This window comes from Nostoc sp. NMS9 (assembly GCF_017114995.1).
Taxonomy (GTDB): domain Bacteria; phylum Cyanobacteriota; class Cyanobacteriia; order Cyanobacteriales; family Nostocaceae; genus Nostoc.
In genome coordinates, this window is the sequence record NZ_JABXKL010000061.1 from 1 (window position 1) to 14,748 (window position 14,748).

Below are 14,748 nucleotides of genomic sequence, written 5' to 3' on the forward strand. Positions count from 1 at the left end.
CTTACGACTTTATTCTTGAAGCCTTATTTGGCGCAGCTTCATAAAGAATTGGTATCAGCATTGGCTGCACGTTCGAAAACAACTTCAAAAGATAAAGGTAAACTACCAGAGGATTTATCATCACTCCAGAGATAGTTTGCTCCTGCGTCAGCCAGATATTTAGCTACATAACTTTTACCTCCAGGCATATACCAAGTTCCTTTAAAATTGAACCCCACAAATACAATTGGACGATTTTTTACAGATTTAGCTTTTTGAGCTACTCGTTCATATTTATTGGCAATTTCACTAAATATTGTTTCTGCTTGCTCGTCTTTATTAAAAAACAGAGCCGTAAATTTTAACCATTCGCTTCTTCCCAGTGGTGTGTCTTCCATATATTCAGAATTTATCGCCACTTTCAAACCCGCCTCTGTGAGTTTAGTATAACTATCAGTTTGGGAATTTCCAGTACCAAAAGTTGTCACAAAGTCAGGATTTAATTCTAGTACTTTCTCTATATCCACATTTGAATTATCACCTACTTGTGTTAACTTTCCGGCTTTGATTCTCTCGAATACATCAGGATTATTGACTTGTTTACTATTACTAATACCAATCAGTTTATCAACTACACCTAATTTGGCTAGGTGGGGTAAATGAGTAGTAGATAGAGAAACTATGGAATTAATGGGAACTGTAATTACCCGTGCTTGATTAAATCCTTTTGGTGTGGGAGTTCCACATTGGACTAAAACATATTGAAACTTTGTGTTGGCATTCTGCCAAGGATTTTTTATCGTGATAATTTTGTAGTGTTTATGATACTCTACTGCAAAGCCTGTTGTACGAGTAATCTTGATTTTATTAGGAAAGTAATCAGTATTGTGGTCATATTTTTGAATACAGCCGTTATTATTGGTATTTGTAGATGTATTAATTTCTGTACTATGGCAAGCAATAATTAAAGTGGCAATTAAGAAGAATTGGCATAAAAAAATAATGGGTTTTAAGTGATGATGATTTACCAATTTCATAGGGTTTGAGGAAATAGAATTTTTCTCACACAGAGGCGCAAAGCCGCAGAGAGTTACAAGAGAAGAAAAAAGAAGATGAACTAAATAAAATCTGTTTTATGTCTTCGCGTGAGATTTTTAAAAATAGAAGTTATACGGAATCTGGTGGATAACAATGTTCAATAACTTTGTTGCCTTTGATTAAGTGTTCATTGACAATAATTTCAGCTATATTTGAGTTAACACGAGTGTACCAAGTCCTATCATCAGAATAAAATACAACTGGCCCTTGTTGGCAAACTTCCAAACAGCCAGATGTTCTCACTTCTATGTCTAAACCTGCATTTTCAACTGCTGATTTTAAAGCATCAAATGTGGGTTGCCATTTGCGTGAAGGAAGACAGCGAGTAGAAGTGCAAACTGAGATATAAGAATGTTTTAGGGGGTTTTTAGTAAACGGTATAGGCTGGTTTCCCAATATATAAATATCTCGTAGTTCCTCATAAAGAGCTAACTTTGATAAATTCGGCTTACCTTCTGGTAATAAATTCTCACCTAAAGGAACTACCCCAGCAAACATAGAAGCATTGATTGGTTTAGTGAGTATATCTGGTGGACTCAGTTTATTAATAGTTGCAATATCTTGTAAAGGCGCTTTACTTTGGAATAAGAGAACTTGGCGTTTTTGCTGGAGATTAGGGGTAATGGAAATTGGTGTTTGGGAGGATTGTTCTCCAGCCCTTATTCTCCATTCCACAATTCCCGTTGCGGGCATTTTTTCAATTGATGATAGTTTTACGACCCAATGAGAGTCAGAATCTCTTCTGACTATTACACTTTGGGGAGAGACAGTGTAACCGGGTGCTAATTCAATTACGAGTCGGGTTGTCTGGGGGTCAAGTTGTGCTAACCGGATTTTTTTTTATTTTTGCCAAATTGGGATGCTCCCGTTGTTTGAAACAACGGTATTCTTTACGCCTCGTTAGCTCTCTCTAGGTCGATGGATTGTGCAGCTTGACGAAACGATGCTATCGACGTGAGGCGATTGGAGGGACAATCCCACAGAATGTATTTGAAGCAATCAGGAATATCTACCATTCGCAGCGTTTTTGCACTCCTAAGCAGGTGAACATTTTTATTGTGGCAAGCTTGGAGGTTGTAATTGGGGATTCTGTCGCAAAGATGATGAATGTTATGGTAACCGATATCGGCGGAAAACCACTTTAAAACGGTGGGGAACTCCAGATAACTGCTGCCCTTAATTGCGGCTTCGAGATAGTCCCACCCTTGAGTTTTGTGGGCGTAAGAGCCATCAAAGTTGTGCTGAACAAAGAAGACGCAGATGAGGATTGCCGCAGAACAAGTTAGCGTGATTGAGTAAACGCTCACGAAAAAACCAAATCCAAGTAAATACCCCAGAAAAATCCAGCTGCCGACTACACAAATGTTGTTGAACAACAGATGCCAAAACTCAGCCGCAGTGTACCAATTTCTAGACTTATGAGAGGAGATGATTTGAGGTAAATCCATAAAAGGATCTTGCTGCAAGCAAGTCAGTAGATGAGTGATAAAATCATATGTTCCGGCAATCAGGGCGAGTCTTGGCTTAATCGCAACATAGAAAAAACCTCCCGGAAAGATCATGAATGGGTGCCTCAGTAGTTCATAACGCCTTTGGGCAGATGGACTGAGGCGAGCAAACTCCTCAGTAGAGAGTAATGCACTAGGACCGCGATAGCGTTGCCAATCACCGTTGGTTTTGTGGTGATAGGCATGTCCTCTTGACCAAGGATATTGAGGGATCGCGTTGATCACCCCTAGAATAAAACCGATAATTTGATTAACCCTTTTTGAACGAAAGAGTGAATAGTGTCCGCAATCATGCATTAAAGAAAAACAACGCGCTGAAAACAGCGTCATCAAAACTATAGTAGGTACAAGCAACCAAAAACAAATAGCAGCTGCTTTGTATGCTAAAAACCATAAAACCACATAAGGCACAACCGTATTCAGGATTTGATAAGTTGCCCGCAAGTCGCTGCTGTTCATGTAAGGAGTCAGGACAAAATCCGACTTTTTCACTGCGGTTTCCATTAAATAAAACTTTCTCCTAGCGGCTGAAGTTCTTTTTGGGGTAAGTTGAAATAACTGGTAGCATCAGCCAGATGCTTTATTAGTGTGGATTGTGGTAAAGGTCCTTGCAAGTGATTCCAAAGTAATACAATATCTGTTGACCAGTTATCATGAACGTAGAAATCTAGGTTAGGTATTTGTCTTTTAAGTTGTTTGAAAGCACGACGATAACTGCCCAAGGAGTCGCCATAATTACGGGTAAGTTCCAAAAGGTGGGATAGTCTGCGATCGCCCCTGGATAACAAAGCTTGAATGATTGACCAATTATAACTTTCCGGTCGAAACTCGATTCCTTGCGGCTTAAGTTGTTTCTGTAAAAGTTGCAACCGCTTTTCTGCTTGCCGATTGACTCCAAACCACTGAAATGGTGTATGTGCTTTGGGAACAAAGGTGCTACAGCCAAATGTTAAGCGCAATCCTGGTACAGTTTTTTTCAGAGAGCGCATCATTGCCACAGTTTGTTCTAAATCCTCTGGTTCTTCACCGGGAATTCCTACCATTCCATAAAGTTTCAAGTTTGTTAATCCACCACCTTTAGCATTAATCGCTGCTTGGATAATTTCATCATTATGTAATTTCTTGTTGATAATTCTCCGTAAATTCTCTGAACCGCTTTCTACGGCAATTGTGAGCGATCGCGAATCTCGTTTCGCCAAAATTTCTGCTAATTTTACTGTTATGGTATTTGTCCGTACTGAGGCAATGCTGAGACGCACATCATCGTACTTTGGCTGATTCAGATGATCTAGTAGTCTTTCAAACTCCGGATGCTGAGTGACAGAAGCCCCCAATAATCCGATGCGTTTTGTCACTGATAAACCTTTTTCAATCGCTGGAATGAGAGAACCTTCCACACTTGCTATCCTAAAAGGAAGCGTTAGATAACTTGCCAGACAAAAGCGACACATTTCTGGGCAACTTCTGACAACTTCCACCATATAAATATTTTCCCACGCGGCTTTTTCCGTCACAACTGTTGATGTTGAGAGGATATCTCCCCGATAGGTTTGCTTTTGCACTACGGCAGGGATTTCTGTTGAGATTGGTTGAATTGACTTGACAGCGCCGTCTAATGTATGATAGCGTACCTCGTACAAACTAGGTACATATATTTCCGGTACTTGTGCAAGTGCTTGCAGTTTAGTTTGTCGAGAGGCATTTCTGACTTCTTTGTAAACGTCGATAAAATTTCCTAGCAGGTTTTCGCCATCTCCTAGCAAAATGACATCAAAAAAATCTGCGAAAGGTTCGGGGTTAGCAGTGAGTACGGGACCGCCACCAAAAACTATGGGATGATGATCACCACGGTAAGCTGCCCTGATAGGAATTTCTAAAGATTCCAATAAATTCAAAATATTGACATAATCCGGTTCCCAAGACATGGAAAAGCCGAGTATTTCTGGTTCTCGCGGAAGTTGTTCGTGGGTATCGGTAAACAGGCGACTCACCTGCATATCAGAACGCATCGCTAAAGTTGCCCACACCACTTGATAGCCAAGGCTTGTTATCCCCACCGTGTAATCATTGGGAAAAGCGAAGATGGTGGGGATGGCGTCTGTGTTGGGAGTTGCGGGGGTAAAAAGCAGGCGTTCGGTAGCGAATACGGATGATGTCACAGGCATTTGTGTTGTAACTATACATTATTGTTGATTTTTAGCTCTTTTTTTCAGTGTATTGTTGTTCGTATTGGGAGGGTATACTGAGGTTGAAATTCTGCCCATTCCTTGCATACAGTTTGGTAACATTGCGGTGGTGTGATTGGTAATTTAGTTAAATAGAAAAACCCAGCTTGATGACCGTACTCCAATAAAAATACAACGTCTTTTTGGGGATTATACTTATCTACATCTTCGAGAATATGAGCATTCATGAAGTGTCTTTGTAACAGTACGGTATCGGGTGCTGCTAACCAAGCATTTAAGAAAGCTGCAAGATTTTTACGCGGGATAAAATACGCTTTAAATGTTTCGCCAGCCATACTTAAATGCGGAGAATTGGTACTGCAAATTACGACACCACGTTCTCCTCCTAAATAACCGACCCAAGCGTTGTAACCAATTGCTAATATATTGGTGGCGATAAAAGCTTGTTGCCAATCTTGGGTGTTTATTTCTAGGGTCATCTTGATTAAACTCCTTTTGATAACTGCCAGAGTTGAATTTCATAACATAAATAGCTCTCAAAAATTGCGCGTGCTGCTAATCCCTCGACAACTAACTTTTCTAGCCAGCGCTTAAATGCCCAACGACCGAGTGAGTATAATGGTAAAAGTGCGATCGCTACAACATCAGCAATATATTTAACTGTAGTCAGCCCAAAAGTACGGAAGTTATCAACACACAAGTCAATCGTTGGTGCAACTTGAGTGGAGATGTCCTCAGTCTTAATTAACTTGAATCCAGCCTGTTCCAACGCCGCCTGTAGTTCGCTGGCGACATGACAATTAGAAAAAATACCTTCTCGGTATTCAGCATCGAAACGCATCATGTCTGCAAGCAGCAGGTAGCCACCATTACTCAATAATTGAGCTGCACCCTGAGCCAAATTGTCAACAGCAATATATTGACTGCTTTCGCTGAATAGAACTAGATCGTAGGAGTTTGATGAGTGAAAATCTTCAAATCTCGTTAAGTAAAAAGGTACTTGACCGTTGGTATTTTGAATAAATCTCTGTTGCTGAAGTGCGTCAGGTGCTAATCCCTCAACACTGAAACCGCGCTCGCACAAATATCCTGCATTACCTCCAATCCCACAGCCTACGTCAAGCACAGTTTTTGTCCCCTCTGGGATAAAACTCAAAAGTTTGGCTGCATAGGCAACTTGCGCCACACGCAGACGAGTTAGAGTTAATTCTTCACCCTGAGTAGGTAGAGGTTCCCAATACCCGTAATGAAGATAGGAGGAATTTGTGAGTCCCATGTAATAATCTATCGCTGCATTTTGGTAGCGAGTTGCTTTGGGAATCTTGCTTGATTTTGGCTTGAGCATTGAGGAATAAAGTAAGTTTTAGGGCATTAAGCTTGGTTCAAATTCTGACCATCGCTTGCAAACTTGTTCGTAGCAATCGGGTGGAGTAATTTTTAGTTGGTGTAAAAAATTAACCTCAATCTGAGGTTCAGCCTTTAGCACCAAAAGAATATCTTGATGAGGATTGTATGTTGCGACTGCTGGGGAAATTGATGAAATCATGGATGAGCAGATTGATTGCGATATGGCTCCACAATCTTGAAACGATCGCAAGTAAAACCCAATCAGATCGGAGGGAAGAAATTGGAGCGTAAAGGGAACTGTATCAAGACTTGTAATTGTAGGGTGAGTAACTTTAGTATCCACATCACAAATAACAACTCCCCGCCCAAATGACTGAAATCCCTTCCATCCTGTGTAACCAATTACCAGCAGATTATTATGAATAAAGCTGTTTTGCCAGTAGCCAAAATTTCCTTGCCAAACACTATTGGATGGTCGCATTGACTTCCTCCCCCAACACCAATGATTCAATGTGAACCTGCTCAAGCTCTCGTCCAATCAATACTAATCGCGTTTGACGGGGTTCGTGGGGTTGCCAAAGACGATCGTAAAAGTAGTCAAATCGATTACCAACTCCCTGTAATACCAGACGCATGGCTTTGTTTGGAACTGCTACAAATCCCTTAATTCGATAAATTTCTTGCTGTTGCACCAATGTTTGCAAGCGTTTGACTAGGATAGTCGGCTCAAATGCCTGGTCTAACAGTAGTTGCACTGCATTAATTCCTTCATCATGTTCGTGGTCTTCTTCAGTATCGTGGTGACTGGGGCGACTATCTAAGTTGTCTTCTACCGCAGCGTTGAAACCGAATAACAAATCGCCACTGATTTTACCATCCTGACAAGGAATGACTTTTACACCAGGGGATAAGTTCTGCTTTAGCCAATCCTGTACCCTAACCTGCGTTTGTTCGTCAACGCGATCGCTCTTAGTCAGCAATACTAGATCAGCACAAGCCAATTGATCTTCAAACAGTTCCTCAATGGGTGTTTCGTGTTCTAGACTAGAGTCGGCTTGTCGCTGTGCTAAGAGGGCTGCTAAATCACCTACATATTGATTAGTTGCCAACGCTTCACAGTCCACCACAGTAATTACGCTGTCAACTGTCGCGCCTGTGCGAATCTCCGGCCAACGAAATGCTTGCACCAATGGTTTTGGTAATGCTAGTCCAGAGGTTTCAATCAACATACAATCAAGGCGATCGCGTCGCTTCAGTAATTCTTGCATCGCTGGCAGGAATTCCTCTTGCACCGTACAGCACAGACAACCGTTGGTGAGTTCAACAATATTACTGTTGGAGTCTTCTTCATCGTCACAAACTCGGCAATCACGCAAAAGTTCCCCATCAATTCCGATTTCCCCAAATTCATTTACCAAAACAGCAATGCGTCGTCCCTCATTGTTTTGCAGTAAATGGCGAATTAACGTCGTTTTGCCTGCGCCTAGAAATCCTGTAATTACTGTGACGGGAATTTTTTGCATATAAAGTGTGTTGTTTGTTGATTAATTTTGCTTTTCACAAGAAAGAAGTTTTAACCGCAGATATCATGCAGTGTTGCTAGTGTTAAAATCCAAATATTTATAACTAGCTGTGCCCAAAACAAAACTTAATTCGTAGTTTTTTTAACGCAAAGGAACGCAGAGGGAAGCACAGATGGGTGCTGAGGTTTGCCAATTTTAATTCGCTATGAACAGTTAAAGTTGTGTCGGTTAGGTGCAAGCACTAATTCATTTTTATCTTCTGCAACGCCGCCGAGGATGAGTGGTCAGAGGCTATATGTTTAACGCTATCGTTGCCATTGGGCACTTTTTCGGCAGATAGAGCGTTAAGTTGTGGCTGGCGACCCCACAGCCCGGTCATTAGTCGCAGCAGTAGCCTTCGTGGGAAAGACCAGTAAATTATCAGCCGCAGTACCAACCGCCGCAGTTTAACCATTGGTAGCCATTGATTAGAAAAGCTGCGGTTGAGAAGATCGGTAAAGGCTAGGATGACCCAGTTTTCATAGCGTCGCCAGCGATCATAGCGTTTTAGAACCACCAGAGAACCCAGGTCTTGTCTGTGTTGTTGTGCAGTTTGCAGCACTTGGGCTAGGGCAGCTGCATCACGAATACCCATATTTAGCCCCTGACCGCCCACGGGATGACAGCAGTGGGCAGCATCCCCCAGCAACACCAAGCGCGGCTGACAATAGCTGCGGCTCTGCATCAACCGTGCTGGAAACACCAAGGGCTGGCTTAACAAGGTTAGTTTCCCCATTTGGTCGCCGTAGCGTTGTTGCAGTTCGGTCATAAACTGGTCGCGGGGCAGAGCAACTATTGCCTGAGCTTCTGCGTGGGGTGCAATCCAGACGATTTGGCAGCGATTATCAGGCAAGGGCAAAATTGCAAAAGGGCCGCTAGTCCAAAAACGCTCGTAGCCGATATTCTGGTGCCATCGCTCTGGGGCAACGAAAGCTGTGATACAGGATTGCCAGTAAGCCCAGCCGTTAGTTTTGATGCTAGCCTGTTGGCGAATTTGCGAGTTGATGCCATCAGCAGCCACGACCAACTTTGTTTGCAACCGTTGTTGACCCTGGGAACCCTCCAGCACCACCTCTGCGGCTTGAACTCCATAGCGCACCTCAACCACTTGAGTCTCATAACAACAAGTAATGTTAGCTGCTGTTGCCACTCGTTGCTGGAGTGCCGCCATCAGTACCCCATGCTCGCCACAGTAGTAAACTGCTGCTTCACCCAAATCCTTTGGGCAAAACTCGACTCGGTGAGGATAGTCCGCGTCCGATAATAACACCCGTGAAAAGTGGCTAATTTTTGGTGCAATTTGTTCCCACAGCCCCAAATCACGAAAAATTTTGCTCGTCATCGGCGACAGGGCATAAGCTCGCGCTCGCTTTGTTACTTGCTGTTCCTGTTGTGCTTCCACTACTAAAATCAAGAGACCTGACGATCGCAGTCCACAAGCTAGTGTCAAACCTGAAATACCGCCGCCGACAATAACCACATCGTAGTTTATCGTTGGAAACTCAAAATTGGTCATCATGCAGTCGCTACCTAACCAAGCTTGAGGGATTTTGGTTGGCAAAGTTTCTGTCCATCAATTCTGTGCGTGAGTTTGCCCGCACAGCCCGGAACATTCCAAATCGACACAACCCTGCACCAAACGCCAAACGCATCAGTAAAAGCGTCGGTACCTCCCGCACAGACTTGACAAAACCAGACAGCCCAAAACGCACTAATCCCTCTGGTCGAGCCACTCCTTGCCAAATCGAATCGAACCAAGAAGGAAGGGTTTCTTGCGTCCAGTCTGCCGTAATTACCTCCCCCTCAACTAATTCTGTCCCCGCCAAAAGCTCGGAAAAGCCTTCAATACTGGAAAAAGCTGGATGCGACCACTGATCGAGGAGTTGCCGCATTACTGGTTTCTCCCAAAAATTTAGCGGCTTTTGGCGGTCATCCCTCTGATTCCAGTCAGCTACAACCAAGACTCCACCAGGCTTTAGCACCCGCATTAATTCTCTAGCAAAAACGGTTTTATCTGGCATATGGGGACCTGCTTCAATCGACCAAACCACATCAAAACTGGCATTTGGAAACGACAGTGCCATCGCATCATCGACCGCAAACTGGGCATTTAGCCCTTGGGGTGTTAACTCCTGGGCGCGTTTTACCTGAATAGGGCTGATGGTAATCCCTGTAACAGCAAACCCATAATCTCGCGCTAAAATCCGGCTGCTGCCCCCAATCCCACAGCCAACATCTAAGACGGTAGTACCATGAGGTAATTTATCTAAACCTCCCCATTTAACCATTTCATGTACAAAATCAGATTTAGCAGCTAAAAAATCCTTGCGTCGTGGCGGCGAACCGTAGTGACCGAGGTGAATGTGTTCCCCCCAATAAAACTCTAGGATGCCGTCAAGTGTCCATTGATCGTAGGAATTGGCGACTGTGGATGAGGATTGATACTTGCGGGCAGTTAGGAGATAAGCCGCAATTCCAATCACTAAAAGCACAAAAAAACCAATTATAAAATATAATAAATTTGACATTTTTTTGAACGCTACTGTACACCTATTTGAGTCGATCTAACGGTTTACTTATTGCTGCTCCTCCCGAATCAGACGAGCGATGGCCTAACCGCCCGACAGAGGCGATTGCAATATAAATCATCCGATACATCGACATTGCAATATTTTGAACATCTGGAATAATTTTCCCTTGAAGTAGACTGGGGTTGTGTTTATCTTGGGGGAGAGACGTTTGTTTGACAAAGGGATGAATAGCAGTAGGAATCTTCCCAGTTCGGTGAAGATAGAATTTCGGCATGATGATTAATTGAAGTATTAGTCTAGTAAATTAGCAATTTCTATGGGTAATGTGGAACAGGACTATGTACGTCATACACGCCATTTACTACCTGTTTTTTAACAACTTCCACCTGTTAGGTAATACAGCATTTCCTTGTTGCTGTGACTATTTGCAACCGATACTCTCATCTGGAGTAGCGATCGCGATCACTGCATCTAAAGACACAACTTGTACCGGAAATTAATCGCTTACCCTCTCATAGAAAGTCGTAATCTGTAGCGTCTTGATATGTGGGGCTATGAGAACGTAAAGCTGAGTAGTTGTAGAAATCTTCATAAGAATACTTATCTGTGCCTCGCAGATGTACAAAATTTACAAGTTCACTTCGGCGGGCATTCTGACTCACAAGGCTTGCCTTGATTACAGCTGCGGGACAGCGCCGGATTTACACCGGACTTTCCCCGTTTCCTCTAGCGGCTGTTCCCCACTAGAACCGAGATTCATCTGAATACTAACACAACTGTGATTTGCTTGCATAAAAATCAATGGTCGATCTATGACTGGCATTCGTCATTAATCGGAGCAAGTCTCATTCTTTACCAAAGCTTGCTCTGGATTTTTATTGGACAATTCTTCTAAAAATTTTTCAACCCAACAAACTTTTTCGGGTTGCCAGCGTTTGCTGACATAGCGCTGGCATTATTCCTTAGACCATTTTCATAACTTACGCAAAAATTGTTAAAAAGCTTAATTCATTTGTCAGTCCACCATCTACCAATCAACTGATGACCGAGGAACTTGAAAGAGCAGATAATGATAGTCCGTGGAAAGAAATTTTAGAAGCTTACTTTCCCCAAGCAATGCAATTTTTCTTCTCCCAAACAGCAGCATTAATTAATTGGGAACGTCCCCACGAATTTCTCGATAAAGAATTTCAGCAAATAGCTCGTGAAGCTGAACAAGGTAGGCGATATGCAGATAAATTAGTCAAAGTATGGCAAATTCAAGGACAAGAAATTTGGCTATTAATCCATGTAGAAATTCAGGCAAAATCAGAAGACATTTTTGCAGAAAGAATGTTTTCCTACAACCTGCGAATTTTTGATAGATTTGCCAAACCTGCCATTAGTTTGGCGATTTTGTGCGATACTGACCTGACATGGCGACCAAATCAATATAGTTATAATTACCCCGATACTAGGTTTAACTTTGAATTTGGCATCGTCAAGCTTTTAGATTATCAAAATAATTGGGCAGAATTAGAAGCCAGTGACAATCCATTTGCAACCGTAGTCATGGCGCATTTGAAAACACAGCAAACAAGTAAAAAGCCAGGAGAACGTAAAACTTGGAAATTTAGCTTAATTCGTCGGTTGTATGAATTAGGATTACAGGAAAGGGACATTCGTAACCTGTACCGATTTATTGATTGGGTTATGATTTTATCAAAAGCCTTGGAAGCAGAATTTTGGCAAGAGTTTAAGCAATTTGAGCAGGAGCGGACTATGAGCTACATTACCACAGGCGAACGCATTGGCTACGAGCGTGGGAAGGAAGAAGGAAAGCAGGAACAAGGACAAACTCTTGTAATACGGCAACTACAAAAACGGGTAGGGGAGTTACCAGAAGAGGTTCGGGAGCGCATTCAAACTCTTTCTTTAGAGCAATTAGAATCACTTGGTGAAGCTTTGTTAGATTTTACAGCTATTGAAGATTTACTTAACTGGTTGGCAGCAAATCAAACAACATAGAAAACGTCCTTAGAGGTTGTTTGAAAAATCTAATTTGTTACTAGCCCTAGCGACTAGAAGTCGCGGCTACACAGACAAAACCTGCCTCCGCAGGTTAAAAACCCTTGATTTTGATTAGTCCACGGAGGTGGACTTCATTTGTGTAGTAGCGAATTATATTCGCCCAAAACTTTTCAAACATCCTCTTAACTATTGCCAAACCTAGTTAACAATTCTTTTCCATTTTTGCAATTATTTTTCTACAATTCATCAACACATCTTGTATGCAAGCTTCATCCACACTTTTTGAGGACTCCACAACGGATATCCATGTTGTTCGTCGCGATGGTTCGACAACACCGTTAGAAATTAATAAAATTCGCACAGTAGTTAATTGGGCTTGTTGTGGACTTTCAGCAAATTCTATTGCTCTAGAAGCACATCTGACAACTCGATTGCGTCCTGGAATTACCACACGAGAAATTCAAGATAATTTAATTCGCTGTGCTTTGGATTTGTGTAGTCCTGAAGAACCTGATTGGCGCTATGTAGCAGGGCGATTACATATTTGGAGTTTGTGGAAAGATACTAAAGTTAGCCGTGGTTATCAGTACGGGCAATATACTCGGACTGTACATTCCAAAGTTTTGTCAGAACAATACGATCGCCGCATTTGAATCTACACGGACGCAGAATTAGAGATTGCTAACACTTGGATCAATCCCAACTGAGATGCCGACTATGATTATGCCGGAGCTGTATTACTGACGAAGCGATATCTTTTGGCGAATGAGCTACCACAGGAAGCATTTTTAACTTGTGCTTTATTGATTGCCTCAGTGGAAACACCAGAGAATCGATTAACCTGGGCAAAGCAATTTTATGAAGCGTTAGCGAATCGTCAAATATCTTTGGCAACGCCCATTTTAGCGAATTTGCGGATTCCCAATGGCTCCCTAGCCAGTTGTTTCATTACGGCGATGGACGACAATTTAGAAAGCATTTTTGGCAGTATTCATGATGCGGCTCGGATTTCCAAAAATGGTGGCGGTGTCGGCGTAAATCTGTCTCGCATTCGTGCAACGGGCAGTTGGGTGATGGGGAAAGCTAATGCCTCTGGTGGCGTGGTTACCTGGATTAAGTTGTTGAATGATACAGCGATCACAGTTAATCAAGGTGGACGCAGAGCAGGTGCTGTCACTGTCAGTCTGGATATTTGGCATTTGGACTTGCCCGAATTTTTGGAAATGCAAACAGAGAATGGGGACGGGCGACGCAAAGCTTATGACGTGTTCCCGCAACTGGTTGTCAGTGACGAATTCATGCGGCGAGTAGTAGCCGATGAAGAATGGACATTAGTTGATTCTTATGAGGTACGAACTCGTTTAGGCATTGAATTGGCTCAGTTGTGGGGTGAAGAATTTGAAAAGGCTTATCTTCAAATCGAAGCCAGTAAAGAGTGCGAGATTACACTTTACAAACGGGTGAATGCTCGTCTTTTACTCAAACAGGTGATGCGAACCCAATTAGAAACCGGGATGCCTTATCTGTGGTTTAAAGATACCGCGAACCGAGCTAATCCCAATCAGCATGAGGGCTATATTCCAGGTGGAAACCTGTGCCAAGAATCGTGGTCAAATGTGAAACCGGATGAAGAAGCACATACGTGTAATCTCGTAAGTATCAATCTGGCAAATCTTGAGGATGAGAAACGAGCAGAGATTTGTCAAATCGCAGTACGTATATTAGATAACACGATTGAACTCACCTCACCGCCCTTTGCTGCTAGTGCCACCCACAACGCCAAATATCGCACAATTGGAGTGGGCTGTATGGGATTAGCCGATTGGTTAGCAAAACGTCATCTCACCTACACCCATCTTCAGGAAATCAGCGATTTATTTGAAGATATCGGTTACCATTGCACATCTGCATCAATGTTCCTTGCTCAGGAACGAGGTGCGTATCCTGCTTTTGCAGGTAGTGAATGGAGCAAGGGACATTTAATCGGAGCAAAACCTGTGGATTGGTTTTTGCAACACCCTAGTCTTCCAGAACGCTCACAAAATTGAGTCAGGATATCAAACAACATGGTATTCGCAATTCACACATTACAGCGATCGCACCCAATACTTCTTCATCTTTAGTTCAGGGTTGTACAGCCAGTGTTTTACCCGTTTACAGCAAATTCTTTTATGAAAAATGGGCAAAGGGTTCAGTACCCATTGCACCACCTTACATTCGGGATAATCTATGGTTCTATGTCGAAAATAAGACACTAGATCAGAAAAAAGTGGTGCGGGCGATCGCCACAATCCAACAATGGATTGATACAGGAATTTCAATGGAACTACTGTTTAATCTGAACGCTGGAGTTTATTTCCCCGACGAACTTGAGCGTTCTCTCAGCGCTCTTGATATTTTTGAAACCCTAATGCTGGCTTGGGAATTGGGTTGTAAAGCAATCTACTATATTCGCACTGTCCAAAAAGATAGTTTCAAAGAAACGAACGAGCAATGTGTTGCTTGTGCAAACTAACTAGGGAGTAGG

The 14,748-nt window shown here is 42.6% G+C and carries 15 protein-coding genes, 2 pseudogenes and 1 riboswitch; of the genes and pseudogenes, 5 read left to right on the top strand and 12 right to left on the bottom strand.

The window, feature by feature from the left end; all coding sequences use genetic code 11:
* Positions 1-53 precede the first annotated feature (53 nt).
* The 11 genes and pseudogenes from HWQ40_RS18450 to HWQ40_RS18500 form a co-directional block, all read right to left on the bottom strand.
* A pseudogene (locus tag HWQ40_RS18450) lies at positions 54-1,016 on the bottom strand (ABC transporter substrate-binding protein); the annotation flags it as partial.
* Between the two features lie 130 nt (positions 1,017-1,146).
* Positions 1,147-1,551 (bottom strand): annotated as a pseudogene (locus HWQ40_RS18455) ((2Fe-2S) ferredoxin domain-containing protein); the annotation flags it as partial.
* A 416-nt stretch (positions 1,552-1,967) separates the two neighbouring features.
* Positions 1,968-3,089, bottom strand: coding sequence for a fatty acid desaturase (locus tag HWQ40_RS18460; protein ID WP_292780183.1), 1,122 nt, complete (start codon positions 3,087-3,089; stop codon positions 1,968-1,970).
* On the bottom strand, positions 3,089-4,744 hold the full coding sequence (locus HWQ40_RS18465) for a radical SAM protein (RefSeq protein ID WP_292780185.1): 1,656 nt from the start codon (positions 4,742-4,744) through the stop codon (positions 3,089-3,091). The genes HWQ40_RS18460 and HWQ40_RS18465 overlap by 1 nt, the downstream gene beginning before the upstream one ends.
* A 50-nt stretch (positions 4,745-4,794) precedes the next feature.
* Positions 4,795-5,250 carry a hypothetical protein gene (locus HWQ40_RS18470; protein WP_292780187.1) on the bottom strand — a complete coding sequence of 152 codons (456 nt, stop codon included), beginning with the start codon at positions 5,248-5,250 and terminating at the stop codon, positions 4,795-4,797.
* Between the two features lie 5 nt (positions 5,251-5,255).
* The gene (locus HWQ40_RS18475) at positions 5,256-6,116 is read right to left on the bottom strand and encodes a bifunctional 2-polyprenyl-6-hydroxyphenol methylase/3-demethylubiquinol 3-O-methyltransferase UbiG (RefSeq protein WP_292780188.1); all 861 of its coding nucleotides are present in this window, start codon (positions 6,114-6,116) and stop codon (positions 5,256-5,258) included.
* A gap of 18 nt (positions 6,117-6,134) precedes the next feature.
* On the bottom strand, positions 6,135-6,599 hold the full coding sequence (locus HWQ40_RS18480; RefSeq protein ID WP_292780190.1) for a hypothetical protein: 465 nt from the start codon (positions 6,597-6,599) through the stop codon (positions 6,135-6,137).
* Complete coding sequence (gene cobW, locus HWQ40_RS18485; RefSeq protein ID WP_292780192.1) at positions 6,583-7,641, bottom strand: cobalamin biosynthesis protein CobW; 1,059 nt, start codon at positions 7,639-7,641, stop codon at positions 6,583-6,585. The genes HWQ40_RS18480 and cobW overlap by 17 nt, the downstream gene beginning before the upstream one ends.
* Positions 7,642-7,882: 241 nt before the next feature.
* Positions 7,883-9,241 (bottom strand): FAD-dependent hydroxylase, encoded by a 1,359-nt coding sequence (locus HWQ40_RS18490; RefSeq protein ID WP_292780193.1) that lies wholly within the window; start codon positions 9,239-9,241, stop codon positions 7,883-7,885.
* Positions 9,207-10,208: a methyltransferase domain-containing protein gene (locus HWQ40_RS18495; protein WP_292780194.1), complete on the bottom strand. Its 1,002-nt coding sequence runs from the start codon at positions 10,206-10,208 to the stop codon at positions 9,207-9,209. The genes HWQ40_RS18490 and HWQ40_RS18495 overlap by 35 nt, the downstream gene beginning before the upstream one ends.
* A 22-nt stretch (positions 10,209-10,230) precedes the next feature.
* Positions 10,231-10,485: a hypothetical protein gene (locus HWQ40_RS18500; RefSeq protein WP_292780196.1), complete on the bottom strand. Its 255-nt coding sequence runs from the start codon at positions 10,483-10,485 to the stop codon at positions 10,231-10,233.
* Between the two features lie 64 nt (positions 10,486-10,549).
* Between HWQ40_RS18500 and HWQ40_RS18505 the strand changes: the two genes are divergently transcribed.
* Positions 10,550-10,711, top strand: coding sequence for a hypothetical protein (locus HWQ40_RS18505; protein ID WP_292780198.1), 162 nt, complete (start codon positions 10,550-10,552; stop codon positions 10,709-10,711).
* 12 nt (positions 10,712-10,723) lie between these two features.
* Here the strand turns inward: HWQ40_RS18505 and HWQ40_RS18510 are convergent, their stop codons facing one another.
* The gene (locus HWQ40_RS18510) at positions 10,724-10,873 is read right to left on the bottom strand and encodes a hypothetical protein (protein WP_292780200.1); all 150 of its coding nucleotides are present in this window, start codon (positions 10,871-10,873) and stop codon (positions 10,724-10,726) included.
* Positions 10,837-10,980, bottom strand: a riboswitch (cobalamin riboswitch). It overlaps the preceding gene by 37 nt.
* A gap of 272 nt (positions 10,981-11,252) precedes the next feature.
* On the opposite strand from HWQ40_RS18510, the gene HWQ40_RS18515 reads away from it, so the two are divergent.
* The 4 genes from HWQ40_RS18515 (at position 11,253) to HWQ40_RS18530 (ending at position 14,736) form a co-directional block, all read left to right on the top strand.
* Complete coding sequence (locus HWQ40_RS18515; RefSeq protein ID WP_292780202.1) at positions 11,253-12,218, top strand: DUF4351 domain-containing protein; 966 nt, start codon at positions 11,253-11,255, stop codon at positions 12,216-12,218.
* A 263-nt stretch (positions 12,219-12,481) separates the two neighbouring features.
* Positions 12,482-12,874 (top strand): ATP cone domain-containing protein, encoded by a 393-nt coding sequence (locus HWQ40_RS18520; protein ID WP_292780204.1) that lies wholly within the window; start codon positions 12,482-12,484, stop codon positions 12,872-12,874.
* A gap of 105 nt (positions 12,875-12,979) precedes the next feature.
* Positions 12,980-14,269, top strand: a complete 1,290-nt coding sequence (locus HWQ40_RS18525; protein WP_292780205.1) for a ribonucleoside-diphosphate reductase subunit alpha — start codon at positions 12,980-12,982, stop codon at positions 14,267-14,269.
* Positions 14,266-14,736: a hypothetical protein gene (locus tag HWQ40_RS18530; protein ID WP_292780207.1), complete on the top strand. Its 471-nt coding sequence runs from the start codon at positions 14,266-14,268 to the stop codon at positions 14,734-14,736. The genes HWQ40_RS18525 and HWQ40_RS18530 overlap by 4 nt, the downstream gene beginning before the upstream one ends.
* Positions 14,737-14,748 lie beyond the last annotated feature (12 nt).

Coding starts and splice junctions, on each gene's coding strand:
- HWQ40_RS18460 (WP_292780183.1), bottom strand. CDS start 3,089: ATGGAAACCGCAGTGAAAAAGTCGGATTTTGTCCTGACTCCTTACATG.
- HWQ40_RS18470 (WP_292780187.1), bottom strand. CDS start 5,250: ATGACCCTAGAAATAAACACCCAAGATTGGCAACAAGCTTTTATCGCC.
- HWQ40_RS18475 (WP_292780188.1), bottom strand. CDS start 6,116: ATGCTCAAGCCAAAATCAAGCAAGATTCCCAAAGCAACTCGCTACCAA.
- HWQ40_RS18480 (WP_292780190.1), bottom strand. CDS start 6,599: ATGCGACCATCCAATAGTGTTTGGCAAGGAAATTTTGGCTACTGGCAA.
- cobW (WP_292780192.1), bottom strand. CDS start 7,641: ATGCAAAAAATTCCCGTCACAGTAATTACAGGATTTCTAGGCGCAGGC.
- HWQ40_RS18495 (WP_292780194.1), bottom strand. CDS start 10,208: ATGTCAAATTTATTATATTTTATAATTGGTTTTTTTGTGCTTTTAGTG.
- HWQ40_RS18500 (WP_292780196.1), bottom strand. CDS start 10,485: ATGCCGAAATTCTATCTTCACCGAACTGGGAAGATTCCTACTGCTATT.
- HWQ40_RS18505 (WP_292780198.1), top strand. CDS start 10,550: ATGTACGTCATACACGCCATTTACTACCTGTTTTTTAACAACTTCCAC.
- HWQ40_RS18515 (WP_292780202.1), top strand. CDS start 11,253: ATGACCGAGGAACTTGAAAGAGCAGATAATGATAGTCCGTGGAAAGAA.
- HWQ40_RS18520 (WP_292780204.1), top strand. CDS start 12,482: ATGCAAGCTTCATCCACACTTTTTGAGGACTCCACAACGGATATCCAT.